The sequence below is a fragment of the Wolbachia endosymbiont (group B) of Erebia ligea genome, assembly GCF_947179575.1.
In the GTDB taxonomy this organism is placed as follows: Bacteria; Pseudomonadota; Alphaproteobacteria; order Rickettsiales; family Anaplasmataceae; genus Wolbachia; species Wolbachia pipientis_C.
On record NZ_CAMXBW010000002.1, the window covers coordinates 833,472 to 850,286 of the forward strand.

A 16,815-nucleotide genomic window follows, 5' to 3' on the forward strand; every position below is an offset into this window, starting at 1 on the left:
GTCATTCAAGTCAGCTCTCTTCTTGTCATCCCAGTACTGGGATCCAGAAAACTGACCAGGTTGGTCACGCGCTGGCTCTCTAAAATTACTTTAGTTATAAATATTAAGAAATTTACTGAATAAAAAAAAGACAAAAGAATCCCCGTATAGCGAGTTTTGACCCTATAATAATGTAAATTGGCGTTGTAATAATGTGCTAACGCTTATTTAAAGCGCGTTTTGGCTGAATGTAGAAAAAATAAAAAAAGCCGCTATAATTTTTGTGTAATTTGCCAATAAATATCTGAGTTTTTTACTGAATTTTGTCGTTGAGCCCAAAAACAAGGATAAATACTCTTATTAGTATGATAAGAAAAGTGGGAAAGTTTGTCAAGTAGTAAAACTATAGGGCTCAAATGAAAGAAGGTAAACTCTAAAGTGTACGTTCAGTAGCACTTTCTATAAGAGAGATTGTATTATCTATCCCATAAAGCTTGATAAAAGATCCCATTCTAGGACCGGTTTTTTGTCCAAGTAATGTTTCATACAAAAACTGAAACCAATCGCGTAAGTTATTGTAATTATGTTTTTTTCCGATGGAGAAAACCTGAGATTGAATCTCTTCAGTAGTGGCTGTAATAGGCAGGGAATGTAGGTTGTTCTTTAAATCTAGTAACGCTTCTTTCTCTTTTTCGTTTGAAGCTTTATACGCTTTTGTTGGCTTGATAAAGTCGTGATAATACCTAACTGCAAAATCCGAAAGCCTATCTAGCATTTTGTTGCTTTCTGGTGTAACGTTTGGTGCATAAGTTGATATAAAACCCCAAAGAATCTCTTTATTTTCAGCATTACAAGCTGCTGCCAGGTTTAAAAGTAACGAAAAATTTATGCCTGAAGTTTCTACGTTTGGAACTTTACCTTGATGGATGTGCCATACAGGACTGTTTACATCCTTTTCTTTACTTTCATTATAACGCTTAACAAACTCCAAATATTCATCAGTTGATTTTGGTATCACATCAAAATATAAACGTTTAGCTTTTTTAGGACTCTGAAAGATGTATAACGCTAAACTCTCTGTGGGTGCATAAGTTAGCCACTCCTCAATTGAAATACCATTTCCTTTTGATTTTGATATCTTCTTTCCTTCTTTATCAAGAAATAACTCATAGCAAAACAAAAGCGGTGGCTTTTCTCCAAGTATTTTACATATTTGACTTGAAAGCACAGCAGATGGAGTCAAATCCTTTCCATGAGCTTCGTAATTAACTCCGAATGCAGCCCACCTCATCCCCCAATCAGGTTTCCATTGCAGTTTACATTTTCCTTTTGTCACTGGAACTTCTATTTTTTTCCCGTTTCGGTCTTCATACGTGATTGTTCCTTTATCTGTATTTGTTTCAATTACTGGAACTTGTAAAACTTGGTAAGTTTTTGGGCATATCGGCAAGAATGGACTGTAAGTCTGCTGCCTTTCTTCCCGAAATGATGGAAGCATTACTTCCATCACTTTATCATAATTTTTCAGCAGGAGTAAAAGTTTTTCATCGTAAACGCCAGATTTATAACACTCTGTTGCACTCCTAAATTCGTATTCAAATCCAAACAAATCAAGAAATTTACACAACAACGAATTCATGTGATGACCATAACTCTCATGAGTGCCAAATGGGTCAGGTATCATGGTTAATGGCTTGTTCAGATTCTCTCTTAGCATTTCCTGATTTGGTACATTATCTGGTATTTTTCGCAAACCATCCATATCGTCGGAAACTGCAATGATTTTGGTTTTTATACTAGGAGCTATTTTTTTTAGAGCGTTTGCAATAACTGTGGTACGAAAAACTTCCCCAAAAGTACCAATATGTGGTAAACCTGAGGGACCATAACCAGTCTCAAATATTATCTCTTTTTTATTAGGGAATTCTTGTAGTATTTTTTCTGCTTCTTGAAATGGCCAGCTTATAATCATTGAATTTAAATTAATTATCTTACCTAAAGTGCTATTCATTTCAATAGATTTTTAATTAATGATGTAGTATTAGTGTTAGAGCTCTTATTAGAAGGTTAAAGATATGTCTACTGGCAGCATACAAACGAATCAATTATTTAAAGGTCTTACAAGACCTGCAATGCTCTTTGGTGTGAGTTATATGTTTGCAATATTAAACGTTCTAATTTGCATGCTAATTTTCATTAATACAAATGATCTTAGAGTAATTCTCCTGATGTTACCAGGTATACATGGACTTGGCTATATAGCTTCTGCAAAGGAACCGTTGTTTATTGAGTTATTTATGGTAAAGTTGGGAAAATGCTCCAAATGTTTAAATCGGTTTTATCATGGAGCCAATTCTTATGACATTACTTGATGTTATGCAATGTTGAGATTTAGAGCTATTCAATCAAAGAATAAATCTATTCTAAGTAGAGAGGTTCACGCTGCTGAATTTATACCTTATTCTTGCTATTGGAATAGTACAACCTTGATAACAAAGCAGAATTGGTTAGTTAAATTTATAAAATTAAATGGCTTTGCGTTTGAAACGGCCGATGATGAAGACTTGGTGATACAAAATAATCTCAGAAATCAGATGCTAAGAAGCATTTCATCTCCAGCATTTAGTTTGTACTTTCATACCATCAGGCGTAAGAAGAATATCTTTTCTGATGAATTTGCAAACCAGAGTTTACCAAATTTTTTTGCTAACCATGTAAATCTAAAATGGAGAGAAAAACACGCAACTAGGCAATCTTTTATTAATGATTTATACATTACGATTATTCGTAGGGCAGATACAAAGGGAGTAGAATTTTTATCACATCTACTGAAAAAATTTGGGCATGTAACTTCAAAACATGCTTGGGAAAGTGATATGCGTGATACCTATGAAGATTTAGAGGAAACGACAAATCGTATAGTAACAAGCCTTAGGAATTATTCGCCTAAAGTCCTTGGAGTAAAAGAAACTCCAAACGGACTGTTTTGTGAAATGATGGAGTTTCTGTCTAGAATTGTAAATTGTGGCTTTGTTACAAATACGCTTTTTCCACTAAAAACTGAAATATCAAGATACTTACCAGTTCATAGGTTATTTTTTGGCCATAAGATGATACAGGTTGTGACTCATAATGAAAGTAAATATGCTGGAATAGTTAGTATCAAAGAATATGGAAATAATACTTCTGCAGGAATGCTTGATTCTTTTTTACAACTTCCTTATGAATTTATTATCACGCAGTCTTTTCAATTTACAAATAGGCAAATGGCAATTGCGAAAATGCAGATACAGCAAAATCGTATGATACAATCTGCAGATAAAGCTATTTCTCAAATAGCAGAAATTTCTCATGCGCTTGATGATGCAATGAGTGGTAAAATTGCGTTTGGTGAACACCATTTAACTATCTTATGTATAGAAAAAAGCCCTAAATCATTGGACAATGCTTTATCATTGGTTGAATCGGAGCTTTCTAATTGTGGTGTTTATCCTGTTCGTGAGAGGGTTAATCTAGAACCAGCATTTTGGGCGCAAATTCCTGGTAATTTTGATTATATAGTAAGAAAAGGTACAATAAGTAGTCTTAATTTGGCCGGTTTTGCATCTCAACATAATTATCCTACTGGTAAAAAATTCAATAACCACTGGGGAGATGCTGTTACAGTTTTTGATACAACATCTGGCACTCCATTTTTCTTCAACTTTCATATAAGGGATGTTGGACATACTATGATAATTGGGCCAACAGGTGCTGGCAAAACTGTTTTAATGAATTTTTTATGTGCTCAAGCAATGAAATTTTCTCCAAGAATATTCTTTTTTGATAAAGATCGCGGTGCAGAAATTTTTTTAAGAGCACTTGGTGGTATCTATACTATAATAGAACCAAGAACTAAGACAAATTTTAATCCTCTGCAACTTGACGATACTCCTGATAATAAAACATTTTTGATGGAATGGATAAAATCTTTAATTTTAGTGTACAACGATAAATTCACTTCAGAAGATATTGCTAGAATTAATGATGCAATTGAGGGAAATTTTAAATTAAAAAAAGAAGACAGATTTTTGAGAAATCTTGTACCATTTTTAGGACTTGCAGGCCCTGATACTCTAGCTGGAGCAATATCTATGTGGCATGATGATGGCTCTCATGCTGCAATATTTGACAATAAAGAAGATTTGCTAGATTTTTCAAAAGCAAGAGTGTTTGGCTTTGAAATGGCTAGCTTGCTAAAAGATCCTGTTGCTCTTGGGCCGGTCTTGATTTATTTGTTTCATAGGATTAGTATATCACTTGATGGCACTCCATCTATTATTGTTCTTGATGAAGCATGGGCGTTAATAGATAATCCAGTTTTTGCACCTAAGATAAAAGACTGGTTGAAAGTGCTGAGAAAGTTAAATGCTTTTGTGGTTTTTGCTACTCAGAGTGTTGAAGATGCAAGTAAAAGTGCTATTAGTGATACACTTGTACAGCAGACAGCAACACAAATTTTTTTGCCAAATCTGAAAGCTACTAGTGTCTATCGAGATGTTTTTATGTTAACTGAACGTGAGTACATACTGATCAAACACACAGATCCAAGTACTAGATTCTTTTTAGTAAAGCAGGGAGTTAATGCTGTAGTAGCTAGAATAGATCTGAAAGATTTGGATGATGTGGTCAACGTGTTATCTGGACGTGCAGAAAGTGTCCTATTGTTACATGATATACTGAAAGAAGTCGGAGATGATCCAAAGATGTGGTTGCCTGTGTTTTATCAAAAGGTGAAAAATGTTTAAAACTAAACTGTCATTACTGTTAGTTGCGATATTTTTGTTAAATATAGATTTTTTGCTCTCATATCCAGTGTTTGCAGATACAGTAAGTGGTACTGACAAAACGGAATTTGTTAGCAGATTTAATTCTACTGGCAGCTTTAGTCGTGCTTCTAATCCTGACTGTAAGGCGTTTGAAACAGCTGCAGCAGTTGCTGGGATAGCAATTGCTATTGGTGCAATATTTACTGGTATTGTTTTGATTGTCTCTTCTGCTGGTTTATTTACTGCTCTTGTTATCGTTGGAATGATAGCTGCAATTGTTGGAGTCTGGAAGGCAGTGGGGGGACTTATTGTTTGTCAGCATAGTTTTGTTAGGCATCCAGTTGCATACGATAATGATGGGAGATATAAAAATTTTAAACTAAAAGACACAGGTTATAGTGGTGACACAGATAAAAATTATCGAACAGAAGATGAATATTTTTCTGCATTACAGAAAAGATCAGGAAAAGATGGAAAACAAACAGAGAAAGATATTTTAAACTTTACTGATTGGGATGTTGTGAATGTTGATAGGGAACACTACTACTGGCCAAAAAATGGTGTGCAATATAGTGAATACATAGAAGTATGTCATCGCAATCCTTTAACATTTGGCAACCTTTTCAAGACGAATGACTTTAATTTCAGAGGGGAAGATGGATACATAGACTTTGATATCAGAGAGAAAGATACTGGATATGAAAGTGGGTCATGGTCTCCGAAGGTTGATGGCGATCTAGAATGTAAAGTGCTTAAAGCTGGACAGAGCGAAGACATATATGGATCAACGTTCAGGGCACTGAGAAAAATGGGTAGGTTATGTGTGGAATTGGCTGAAGTTAGGGCAGCTGGAACTGCTTGGCCGCAAGGAATTGATATAGGATGCACGGAATTACCACCTGATCCGATTGCTCCTATGTGTGAACAATCTGTGATATTATTCAAAAATAAAGATGGTACAGGTGGTGAAGAAAGGAGTTTTATCAACAGGGATGACGATTATAAAACTCTTATCAGGAAAAAAGAAAAAGAAGGAAAAATTTTTGTAGGTTATGACAATAAAAGCTGTTTTAGCTCGTATGTCTCTGAAGCTTGCTACAATCAAGCGGGAAGTAAGTCATTATCTCCTATTCCCATAACTTCTATGATAGTGCAATGTATTAAGGAGTCGTTAGATAATTTAGTGGCAGGTATTGATTCAAGTGGTAACTTACTTACAGACAAAAATGGGCATGCTAAGGGTAGTTTTTTGTCTGTAGCACAAGGAAGGTTGAAAAATACTGTAACTGCTGTTCTAGTTTTAGCTTTAATACTGTTCTCTATAAAAGTTATGTCTGGTGGAGTGCGTAGTCCGCAAGAAATGTACATGTTGATCATTAAATTCGCTTTAGTGATTTACTTTACGACAGGTAGCACTATGTTTCATTATTACGGGGAATTAACAAAGCTTTCAAATGGTTTGTCAGAGATAGTGCTTAAAGCGTCATCTGAAAGTAAAAATATATGTAATTATGAGTCAGGTACAGATTATGAATACGATCGCGCAGGAAAGAGGGTATCCTACAGTTATCTTGCACCTTGGGATAGGCTTGATTGCAGAATTTTATTTTATTTAGGTGCCCCTTTAGATGGAATTGGTGGCAAAATTGGTACTGGAGGTGTTGCAACGTTAGCGGTTTTGCTTGGCGCTGCTCCTGTCTTGTTAGTTGCAGGTTCGGTGATTGGTATTATTTTCGCTGGTGGACAGATCTTAGTAGCTCTTGTCTGTATATTTATGGCCATTTTGATGATGATGGTTATTTTGTGGATGTGCTATGTATTTATCTTATCTTTAGTTGCGCTTAGTGTAATTATCATCTTATCGCCTTTATTCATTCCTATGGTTTTGTTTCAACATACTAAGGGATATTTTGATGGTTGGCTAAAAGAGTTAATTACCTACAGTTTATACCCAGTTATCCTTTTTGCGTTTTTATCCTTTATGTTCATAGCATGTGATAAAATCTATTTTAAAAATTTAAATTTTAAACTGGACGAGTCATATAAAAATGAACAACCAGACAAGTCATATGAAAAGAAACAAGCAGAAATCTCATATAGTAAGAAAAAACAGTGGTTTAAGTTGAAAGATAGGGAATGTGATAAAAATGAAACTACTCTCGCATGTATGATGCAAAATTATAGCTTTAAAAAGAGCAGCATACTTGGTCTATTCGACTTTACATACATGGAGTTTGGCAGCTCTCTAATCGGAGAATTATTAAAATTGTGTTTAGTATTATTCCTCTTTTACCACTTTTTAAACGTTCTTCCCGGCATGGCTGCTGAGCTTGCTGGTAATCACAGAGCAGCACTTGGTTCAGGTAGCACTCCTGCACAAATGGTGAATAAAGCTTTATCTGCTGCCAAAGCTGCTGCTGGAGGTGCTGGTCAAGTTGCTGCTGCGGCTGTAAATAAGGCAAGAGGGACTATTGGAGGAGGTGGAGATGATAATAAGGGATCGGGATCTTCCTCTAGTGAATCTATAAAATCAGGTGGAGAGTGAGCGCAGGTGAGTAACAGATGTTTGAACATTTGAGCAACCAAAATTTGGTTAAGCTATGCATAAGTTTTGTGATACTCTTTTTATTATCTGGGTGCGGGTGTATTAAGCCAGAAGATTCATCAGGTTTGCGTGAGAAATTGGATATAGTGTCAACAGAGCAGAAATGGGTTGATTCTGGAGTCTATATTTCGGATAAAATAAAAGTAACAGAGATTAATATAGTACCTAATAAGGTTAATTTTTGTTCGCAATATAAAGATTTTGCAATTGAACCTGGAGTAAGAAACGTTACATTACCGTTTGCGCTTAAAGCTGGCGATGCGATAAGCTTTAGTGTTGTTGGAAGTAAAATGTGTAAAAACAATAATGGCATGGTCACCTACAAAAAAATTGACGAAAATTGCGGTGAAGGAGAGACGGAGTATTTTGCACATGTTTTAAATCAAAATGAATGTCAGGCAATATGGCAAAATGGAGAATACAAGTACACAATATGTCCTAATAAATATGAAATAGGCAATGCACAATGGTTAAATGGAAAAGAGTACTGGTCTTCAGAATTAGATCAAAGTGAAAGAGAGGAAATTAGAAATGTCATCGACTCTATAAAACAGCAAGGGGAAAATGTAGACTGTAGCAAGCTTTCAGAGAGCAGTGCAAGTAAGATAGATACGCGCATTTTAAATTTACTCTGTGGACGTATATGTAAATTTTCTTTCGGCAGCGGAGAAAAAGGTTGCGTATATATTGAATACAATAGTATAGAAGGTGAGATATTCAATACTTTAAATTCTAGAGGTGAATCTGTTATTGCTGAAATTATTGATAACGTATTAAAGGAAAAACGGGTAAAAACTGACATTACACTATTACGTGTTCACATGGATAATGAGGAATTTGAACACATTCCAGGAGGCGGTATATGTATTAACTGTGATCATAAGATAGATCGTAACCATCCAAAACCAGAGTTAACTTTTAGTTTAGGTGATGGTAAGGGCAAGGGTGGTTTCAACATAAGAGTAACAAGAATCCCTAATTTAGAAAAAAGCTTATATATAAGCGTTTCTGACAAATTTCCTGAGCGTGAGCCCGATGAAACTCAGGGAGATATACCTGTAGACATTAGCAAAGTTTATAATACTCAATATATGGAAGGCTTAAAAGAAAAGCTAAAGGACAAGAGTGGCACTATATATTACGGAATAAGAGATCATGGCTGTGATTATAAGAAAAATGAGGGTCAGTTTAGCATTAACCTTACAACTAAAGAGCCACCTGTAAGAACTTTTAGTGCGATATATAATTTTTTTGATGAAAAAGTAAAAACTGCATTTTTCGGTTCTAGCTACAAAGACACTAACGCGATTCACTCTGATACTAGCCCTGTGAAGTCTCTTTATCAAAGTTTTGTAGCATCAAATAGAACAAATACCATCAGATCTACAATAGTGTCGTTATTAGTATTATATATAGTTTTATACACCCTTTATTACTTTTTTGGATTGTCTCATGCTTCTATATATGAATTTTTAATTATATGTGTAAAGATAGGAGTTATTACCCAATTGCTGAACGATAACAGTTGGAGTTTTTTTTATAACAATGCATTTTCTATTTTTGTTAATGCTCCAAAACAGTTAATAGAAATAGCAAATTTCAGAGGTACAACATCAAATGTTTTTGAATTTCTTGATTTACCGCTCAATAGGTTTTTATCAGCACACTCAGTGTTACTAATAGTATCTCTTATATTCTCCGGTCCTTTGGGTATTGTATCGTTTTGCTTGGTGATTTGGGGTTTGATAACAGTGAGCTTATCGATGTTTAACGCCTTATTTTCTTTTATCACATCTATAGCAATAGTTGCATTATTGCTTTCCTTGGCGCCTCTTTTTATTATTTGCCTTCTATTTGGATATACTAGACAGATGTTTCACAATTGGGTCAAAAATTTAGCAAGATTTGCAATTCATCCGGTAGTGCTTTTAATTTTTATATCATTAATAAGCCAGGTTATGGATTATATTGTGTATTCGGTCTTTAATTTTGAGGTCTGTCCTACATGTATACTTAATCTTAACTTAAAGATTTTTAATCCTTGTATTATTTATGGTTATGCTTCCAAACATGCACCTAACATCACAGCTATGATGGCTTTTGTGATTTTGGGACATGCTATGAAAGCTTTAGTTGAGGCATCTTCAACAATATCTGATTCGTTGTTTGGTGTTTATGTAGCAAGCGAACCAGGAAGGCAATATCAGCAAAGCTTAATGGGAACAGTAGGTTTAGATGAACAAAGTATCCAAAGAAGAGCAGGTCAGCAATCTGGTACACCAAGTCGAAGACCTCAAATACCACAATCAGCTCAAAGATCAGCACCTAAAATACCGACAAACACAGGAAATCAATGATGAGCAGAAAATCATTATTATTGATACTATGTCTTGTAATTACTGGCTGCACAATGGATTGTGTTGAACCTGGGTTGCAGAGCAGAAATACTAGTGTCAGTATAGATGTTCCAGTTCGTGAAGCTGGCGAAGGAGTTAAAATTCATTGGGTTGATTCTGGTCAAGTAATTAGCAAGGATGAGAAAATCAAATTTACTCTTGGTGGGTCAGTAAATCTTTGTCCTCTTAAAGAAGGGAAAAATCCAAAGAGAGTACTTGTGCCCGCTGTATTTTGTGCTAATGATTTAATACCAAATTACAGTAATAAGTTAACTGATAATGCTAGTCTTGATGAACGAGAAATATGTGGGGACATAGGCTTTGGAAATAATGAATTCTATAGCAATAGACGTTATGTAGATACTGGAATTAAAGCAAATCCTGGTGATAAGTTAAGCTTTAGCTTAGTTCCCAGAGAGATAACGATTGATTATGACAATCCACAAGGAAAAGGTATCAGTTTTGATGATAATTGCTATAGAACTGAAAAAGGGGATGAAAAAGACAGAGCTACAATAAGAGACATGCTAAACGGAGGAAAGTTCTTTTGTGGAGAAAGTGGTAAAAGAACTGTAGTAGAATTTCCGCCGCTGAATAAAGAAGAAATGAATAAAAGAAGAGTGCTAGTTGGCAATGGCTACACTCCATATGATAATAAGGTACATTTTAATAAGGATTATATTCAAAATTCATGGATAAATGGTGCATTGTTAGATTTACGACGAACTAAAATAGGACTGAATGAATTATGTAATGGGAAAAGGTGTGATTTTAATGAGCTGAACAAGTACAGTTCTTATGAACTTAATTGTTACTATCAGAACGTATGTTACAATAAAGAGGGTATATGGAGTTTTGGGATAGGTGCAGAAGGAAAACGAAATTGTGTTTCTTCTGTCAGGTATGAGAAGTATGATAAAGGAAATACATGTGACATGTATTCTCACCTTAAAGGTATTGAGGATGAACTAAAAAAGATTGAAGAAAATAAGAGGGATTCTAAGCAGATTGACATTAATTTAATATCAAATTCTAAATTAAACTTCAAAGAGGACAGAGGAGATATTTCTTGGGCCGAAGCTCTTGTTGCAAAAATTGGCGATTTTGATGATCAGGATACTGCTAAAGGTATTCAATGTTTTCCAAATGAGAAAGGTGCGAAAGGAGATAATGTATGTTCACAGATTAATTATAAATTTGAAGATTACTCTCTGAGATTAAATCATGATTATAAAATAAAAGGTATAACACCTGGTAGTAGTGTGATGCTTGCTATAGCAAGTAATGGCAACTACCAACTTCATAGAGGTGGATATCATGTTGAAGTGACTAGATCGTGCAAATTCACTGACGGCAGAAAGTTGTATGTGTATCTAGGTGATGAGCTGCCTAAAAATAGACCTGCTGACACTAATAATTTTAAAAGAGTAAGAGATTTAATTAAAGTTAAAGAAGATAGCATAAAATATTACATAATAGATGGAAGTCATTTGGGGGATAAAGAATCTAAGAAGGTATATTTTGGTATTAATGTGCACAATGTAGAGAAAGATGATATTACGGACAAAGAAGGCAAATATTATGAAGATAACAAATACACAGTAAATTTATTTTTAAAAAGAAAAATAAACGATTTTATTTCATCAACTATAAGAAATATCTTTTGTATTGCAACAGGAAGAGAATGCCCCTCATGTGATACAACAGCAAGAGAAAAATGCTCCTCATGTACTGAGACAGCAGGAAAAAAATGCGAAACAGGAATTGTAGGTAGTGTTGAAGATTTATACAAAGGATATGCAAGAGGCCTTCTACAAGGAGTAAGAGCTTTGCTTATTCTATACGTTATATTTACTGTTGTTGGCTATATGCTTGGAACAATACAATTAAGTAAATTCGATTTTATTATAAGAATATTCAAAATAGCATTTATAGCTTTTGCTTTTAGTGATAGAAGTTGGGAATTCTTTGGTACAACTTTGTCTGGGCTTTTTGTTGATGGTAGCATTTATTTAGTTGATAGTTTTTCTGGCTATATAGGAGAAGGAGGTAAAAAATTTGCATTCTTAGATTTAACAGCGGGAGTATTATTTACAGGAGAAACATGGCTGAAATTTTTGTCTTTAATGCTATCAGGACCTTTTGGCTTTATTGCATTTTTGGCAATACTTTATGCCACTTTTGTGTTTTTAAGATGCATTATTAGTGCTACGTTTAAGTATGTAATATCTACTGTTTTAGTAGCATTTTTATTGTCGTTGGCACCTTTATTTATCGTATTTATTCTATTTCAACAAACTAAAACATTATTTGATAATTGGATAAAAACGCTGGCTCATGTTTCATTGCAACCAGTCATTTTATTTTCATCCTTGTCTCTTTTAAACCAGTTAATGTATTCAGTTCTATACAACCTCACAAATTTTTCTGCATGCTATCAATGCTTAATTAGTGTAAATTTTTTATCGTATGATCTGTGTCTTATGAAATCAATATTACCTCTTGGGTATAGTCCTGGTACTAGTGTTGATGTTGCGCTCAGTACTGGAGAAAGGGCTGGTGGGCACTTTGCAGCATTACCTATAGATCTAATCCAGGCATTTATATATCTCATCATTGCTAGTGCAATGGAAGCTTTTGTTTCTATATCAGAAACTATGGCGCAGGCGTTGTTCAGCTCTGGTTATGGAGTTGCCCAAAGTGTTAGTCATATTTCTAGGAGCGCATCACAAGCTATGCTGTCAACTGTTGGCCTTGATGATAGAACCCAAAATATGATACATAACATCAAGCAGGGAATGAGTAAAGATCGTAGCAAAATTGAAGCTAAATTGCCTGATACACCAAAGCAAGCAGATGGGAAAGCGAGTACTGGCAGAGAAATGAGCAAATCTGAAACACTAAGCCAGCCAGATAAGCAAAAGGATTCTGATAAAACAAAAGGACAAGTCAAGGAAGATTGATGAGATATATGGAGTAACTAATTAAAAAGATATTTGAAGTAAGGTTTTAGAAATTTATTCTGTATTGGAAAAAGTTTAGGTATGCAATCACGCTTAGGCAAATGTTGGTTTAGGTTATTAATTTTGGTAATCTGTGTGCTGGTTACAGGTTGTAGTAAGAATGATATGCCTTTTCCAAGATGTATATCTGCTGATTATTTTGGTCCTGAACCCATTGCAATTGGTGCTCATTTTCCAATCGGTCATGATGCGTTTTTTCCAGAAGGTGAAAGTGGAGAACCTATTGATCCTGAAACCGGAGAAATCAATTATGGTTTTCACCCTAATCAAGTAGTGAAGTGGAAGGATACCGGCCTTGAAACCAATGGAGATAGTTTAGTAGTACGAGTAAATGGTGCATGGACATCTTGGAGCAATAGTAATAAGAAGGAATCTCAAAGTAGTTATAGTTTGGAAAGTTTGGAGCAGTTAAAATATGCAACCAAATTTGAAAGAGGGGAAGGTGACAACAGTCTGCCTGACTTTCACTTGGTTTGTAATGATTATAAACCTAGCATACAAAAATTTTCAAGTAAGCCTAATGCAAGTTGCACTGTAAATTGCAAGTGCATTAATGAAGATGATAGCGCAAATACAGTATCACGTGGTGCTCCATGTTGGTTTACTAACGGCCATGGTGCTTATCTTTTATTTAAAAGGCCTAGCGATTCTAGTCCTAACGAAAATTTAAAATCCATGCGTAACCCTGAGTCTCCTACTGTACATCTAGGTTACAATTCCGTAGCGGAAGATGGAAGTGGGCTTTTTACTTTAGACAGAAATAACACCACATTACAGGACAGAAATTGTAATAAGGTGGGGTTAGAAAAAGGATGGAAAATATATGTAAAGATATTAGATAGATATTATCTAGATAATGCAGGTGGCTACTCTTTTGAATTTTTGAACGGAGTGCAGAAACCAAGTAACTTTGGATTTTTTGATTACGTTTATAACTATCTAAAATGTGTATTATTGATTAACGAAAATTGTAAAAAGCATTTTGATAGCAATGATCCTGCAGCTGCACAGGCGATGTTCGAAAATATAGCTGAAAAAAGTACGAGCTTTCACAATTTTGTTCTTTCCTTGCTTGTTCTATTTGTAATGATTTCATCGCTTCTTTATCTTTTTGGCATGATACGAGAAACTAAGCATGATATGCTCATCAGAATGATGAAAATCACTCTAGTAATAGTGCTTATATCTCCTGGAAGTTTTAGATTTTTCTATGATCATTTTCTTGTTTTATTCGTTAAAGGTCTTGAACACTTGATAAGTGTAATTACTAACTTTGCTCCCAACATGAACACCGGAAGTATTACTCAAGGAGATGAAGCTAAGTTGTTTAGCTTCATGGAGGACATGTTCAATAAGTTTTTTGCTTATTCTGTTTGGAAAAAGTTTGCAGCATTTTTACATTATCAAATGTGGGCAAGTCTCCTTATGATACCGGCAATTTTTATAGGGATTGTCTTATATTTCCTGCTGTGTATGTATGCTTACATAATATTCCTTTCTGGTTTTATGGGTATAGCTTTTCTTGTAGCTATAATGCCGCTATTCCTAATCTCTATTTTATTTTCACCACTGAAAAGTCTATTTGAAGGTTGGATAAAATTCTGTATTAGTTTCTGTTTGCAATCAATTATGATATTTACCCTGCTGTCATTACTTGCTGCGATGATAATGAATACCTTTTATAAACAGTTAGGCTTTACTGTGTGCTATAATAAATGGCTTGAAATAAAGTTATGTGCTCCAAAATGGGTATTTGGTGGTTTTTGTATAATTGATAAAGAATACTTTAGCTGGACTCCAGGGCAAATTTTTGTACCTTACACTCTTGGAGAAGCTTCTTCTCTTAACATGGATAAAAGTATAGAAGGTATAGAAAAGATAAGCAGAGAAGGTGGTACAATAAAATTTACTGGAGGCGCTGGATATATCCCGCTTCCACCGAATTACCCTAAAGATAAAAATGGTGAACATATAAAAGGGTTTCGTTATATAGATTACCCTTTCTTTAACCCAGTGCCTGGTACTGAGAAAAATCCAGCAGACCATTATATAGCAGAAAGTGATATAGTAGTTGATGCTAATTGTAGTGAAAAAGATCTAGTGCGTCTAACGAATAGTTTATTACATGCATCAGAGAGGGCTGACATTATATTACTGATCAACAATATAGAGAAAAGGATAGGTGATGTTAGTGAAATAATAAAACGCTACTGTCAAGATATAAATAAATGCAATAGTTATAGGGAAATAATTAATGAAATAAGATCTTTAGTGCGGAGTGCGGTAGAAAAACAAGGTTGTAGAATACTGAAACTTCATGATTTATATAAGGATCCCAATAGTGAATACTGTCAGAAATGTAAAGATTGTAAAGATTGTGAGGATTGCAAAAATTATCAAGAAAATAGTGATTACCAAAGGGTGCAAGACATACAGAGAGGTTATTTAATCAACGCAGGAGAGATCTTTGTATTGTTCTTGCTTTCGTTTTTGATGTTTTCTTTGAAGGAGTTTGTACAACAGATGGGCTCAAGCATTGCCGGTGGTGGGTTTGGTGTTTACAATATATCTAGTATGTATCAAGCATCACCTCTAACTGGTGTCACAGAGGGATTAAAGCAGCAGTGGCAGAACTTTGCTGGCGGAAAGTTAGAGTCTTTAGGTGATTGGGCTACTCATGTACCAGACAGATTAGCTGGAGGTACAGCTAATTTGCTAGGTAGAATACCAGGAGTTGGGGGTGTGCTGAAATATGCTATTAATGTGCCACGTAAGCTTGTAGGTGCTACTATTGAAGCAACAAAATTTGCAACATCACCTAAAAATGATGTTGATAAGCTTGAGGAAAAAATCTACAGGGCGTTTGGAATTGATAAAGAAGATATTGCACATAGAAGAATTGATAAATATTTAGAATATTATAAAGGATATGTAGGATCACATTTGGGCTATACAATAGAAGATGCTATGAAGTTTACTTGGGAACATGGTCTCGACTCTATAGGAATTAACCCTGCTACAGGAGAAAAGGATGGTTACCAGCATAATCTACTCTATAGAGCAAAAACATATAGACGGGAATTTCTTGAGAAGCTTCATGACTACACTATTGGCCGCAAGAGAGAACCAGAAGAAGATGAATCATCAAAAGAAAATAAGCCTAATCAATCAAATCGAAAATTAGGTACGGAACCAGAAACCCTAAAAAACACTACAGAAGCTATACGTGCCGGAGAAGATAGAGAGCGTCAAGATAATGAAAGGAATGAGAACATAGAGAATGATGAAGAATCGTAATTTCAAAGGGCTAAGTGATTATGGTCTTCAGCAAGACGAAGATGGTAATATCAAGTTAAACGATTACAATGATGTTTTAAATGCGCGCAGAGCGAGGGTAGATTTGTTACTAGATAGCACTAAGCAAGGTGATGTTAGTCTTTCAAAGCTAAATAAAGCTCTGAATGAGAGACTTATAGATGATAAAGGGCTATCGTCAGAATTTGACAAAGAAGACAAAGAAATTGCACAGAAGGAGCTTAAGATGTTCTCTATTTTAGACGATCTTGATAATCTTGCAAACATTGAAAGTGAAGATCTATTAGAGGTTAGTTTGTTACTATCAGATCTTAGTTTTATAGAGAGAAATATTGTGTTGAATGCCGATCAGAGTTCTGATTTAGTAGGATTTAAAAGTCTATTTATAGAAAAAAAAGCATCTGGTGAGGAATATAGTGATGAAGAGTGTCACAATTTCCTCGATAGTATAGAGAAAATCAATACTTTAATTAAGTTAGAGTTAGAAAGTAGAATTGAAGGGATGGGTCATGATGAAAAAAACAACCATGATGATTTACAAGACGAGATTGGTCGTGCAATCAGTATAGAAAATAAATCAAAGAAAAGCGATTGATCTTGCGTTCCTCCACAAGCAACCTTCTTTCTATTAGACTGCTGAAGCTATGTTGACATTAAATGTGTATTATAAATAATTAGTTAACTTCGAA

General features: G+C 34.7%; 8 protein-coding genes. 7 read left to right on the top strand and 1 reads right to left on the bottom strand.

Going from position 1 to position 16,815, the window contains the following annotated elements; translation table 11 throughout:
* Positions 1-412 precede the first annotated feature (412 nt).
* Positions 413-1,990, bottom strand: a complete 1,578-nt coding sequence (locus OM962_RS04665) for a lysine--tRNA ligase (protein WP_264330980.1) — start codon at positions 1,988-1,990, stop codon at positions 413-415.
* Between the two features lie 64 nt (positions 1,991-2,054).
* Here OM962_RS04665 and OM962_RS04670 point away from each other — a divergent pair, with 64 nt between their 5' ends.
* The 7 genes from OM962_RS04670 (at position 2,055) to OM962_RS04700 (ending at position 16,721) form a co-directional block, all read left to right on the top strand.
* Complete coding sequence (locus OM962_RS04670; RefSeq protein ID WP_006015054.1) at positions 2,055-2,351, top strand: type IV secretion system protein VirB3; 297 nt, start codon at positions 2,055-2,057, stop codon at positions 2,349-2,351.
* Between the two features lie 9 nt (positions 2,352-2,360).
* Positions 2,361-4,766: a VirB4 family type IV secretion/conjugal transfer ATPase gene (locus OM962_RS04675; RefSeq protein WP_264330981.1), complete on the top strand. Its 2,406-nt coding sequence runs from the start codon at positions 2,361-2,363 to the stop codon at positions 4,764-4,766.
* On the top strand, positions 4,759-7,332 hold the full coding sequence (locus tag OM962_RS04680) for a TrbL/VirB6 family protein (RefSeq protein WP_264330982.1): 2,574 nt from the start codon (positions 4,759-4,761) through the stop codon (positions 7,330-7,332). Before OM962_RS04675 ends, OM962_RS04680 begins: the two co-directional genes overlap by 8 nt.
* A 17-nt stretch (positions 7,333-7,349) precedes the next feature.
* Positions 7,350-9,749, top strand: coding sequence for a TrbL/VirB6 family protein (locus OM962_RS04685; protein WP_264330983.1), 2,400 nt, complete (start codon positions 7,350-7,352; stop codon positions 9,747-9,749).
* Positions 9,746-12,751 (top strand): TrbL/VirB6 family protein, encoded by a 3,006-nt coding sequence (locus OM962_RS04690; protein ID WP_264330984.1) that lies wholly within the window; start codon positions 9,746-9,748, stop codon positions 12,749-12,751. The genes OM962_RS04685 and OM962_RS04690 overlap by 4 nt, the downstream gene beginning before the upstream one ends.
* A gap of 81 nt (positions 12,752-12,832) precedes the next feature.
* A complete protein-coding gene (locus OM962_RS04695; RefSeq protein ID WP_264330985.1) occupies positions 12,833-16,108 on the top strand; it encodes a TrbL/VirB6 family protein in 3,276 nt (1,091 codons plus the stop codon).
* The gene (locus tag OM962_RS04700) at positions 16,092-16,721 is read left to right on the top strand and encodes a WD_0853 family protein (protein ID WP_264330986.1); all 630 of its coding nucleotides are present in this window, start codon (positions 16,092-16,094) and stop codon (positions 16,719-16,721) included. Before OM962_RS04695 ends, OM962_RS04700 begins: the two co-directional genes overlap by 17 nt.
* The last annotated feature ends 94 nt before the right edge of the window (positions 16,722-16,815 follow it).

Excerpts from the sequence above, each read along its gene's own strand:
- OM962_RS04665 (WP_264330980.1), bottom strand. The coding sequence starts at position 1,990 with ATGAATAGCACTTTAGGTAAGATAATTAATTTAAATTCAATGATTATA.
- OM962_RS04685 (WP_264330983.1), top strand. The coding sequence starts at position 7,350 with ATGTTTGAACATTTGAGCAACCAAAATTTGGTTAAGCTATGCATAAGT.
- OM962_RS04695 (WP_264330985.1), top strand. The coding sequence starts at position 12,833 with ATGCAATCACGCTTAGGCAAATGTTGGTTTAGGTTATTAATTTTGGTA.
- OM962_RS04680 (WP_264330982.1), top strand. The coding sequence starts at position 4,759 with ATGTTTAAAACTAAACTGTCATTACTGTTAGTTGCGATATTTTTGTTA.
- OM962_RS04690 (WP_264330984.1), top strand. The coding sequence starts at position 9,746 with ATGATGAGCAGAAAATCATTATTATTGATACTATGTCTTGTAATTACT.
- OM962_RS04670 (WP_006015054.1), top strand. The coding sequence starts at position 2,055 with ATGTCTACTGGCAGCATACAAACGAATCAATTATTTAAAGGTCTTACA.
- OM962_RS04675 (WP_264330981.1), top strand. The coding sequence starts at position 2,361 with ATGTTGAGATTTAGAGCTATTCAATCAAAGAATAAATCTATTCTAAGT.
- OM962_RS04700 (WP_264330986.1), top strand. The coding sequence starts at position 16,092 with ATGATGAAGAATCGTAATTTCAAAGGGCTAAGTGATTATGGTCTTCAG.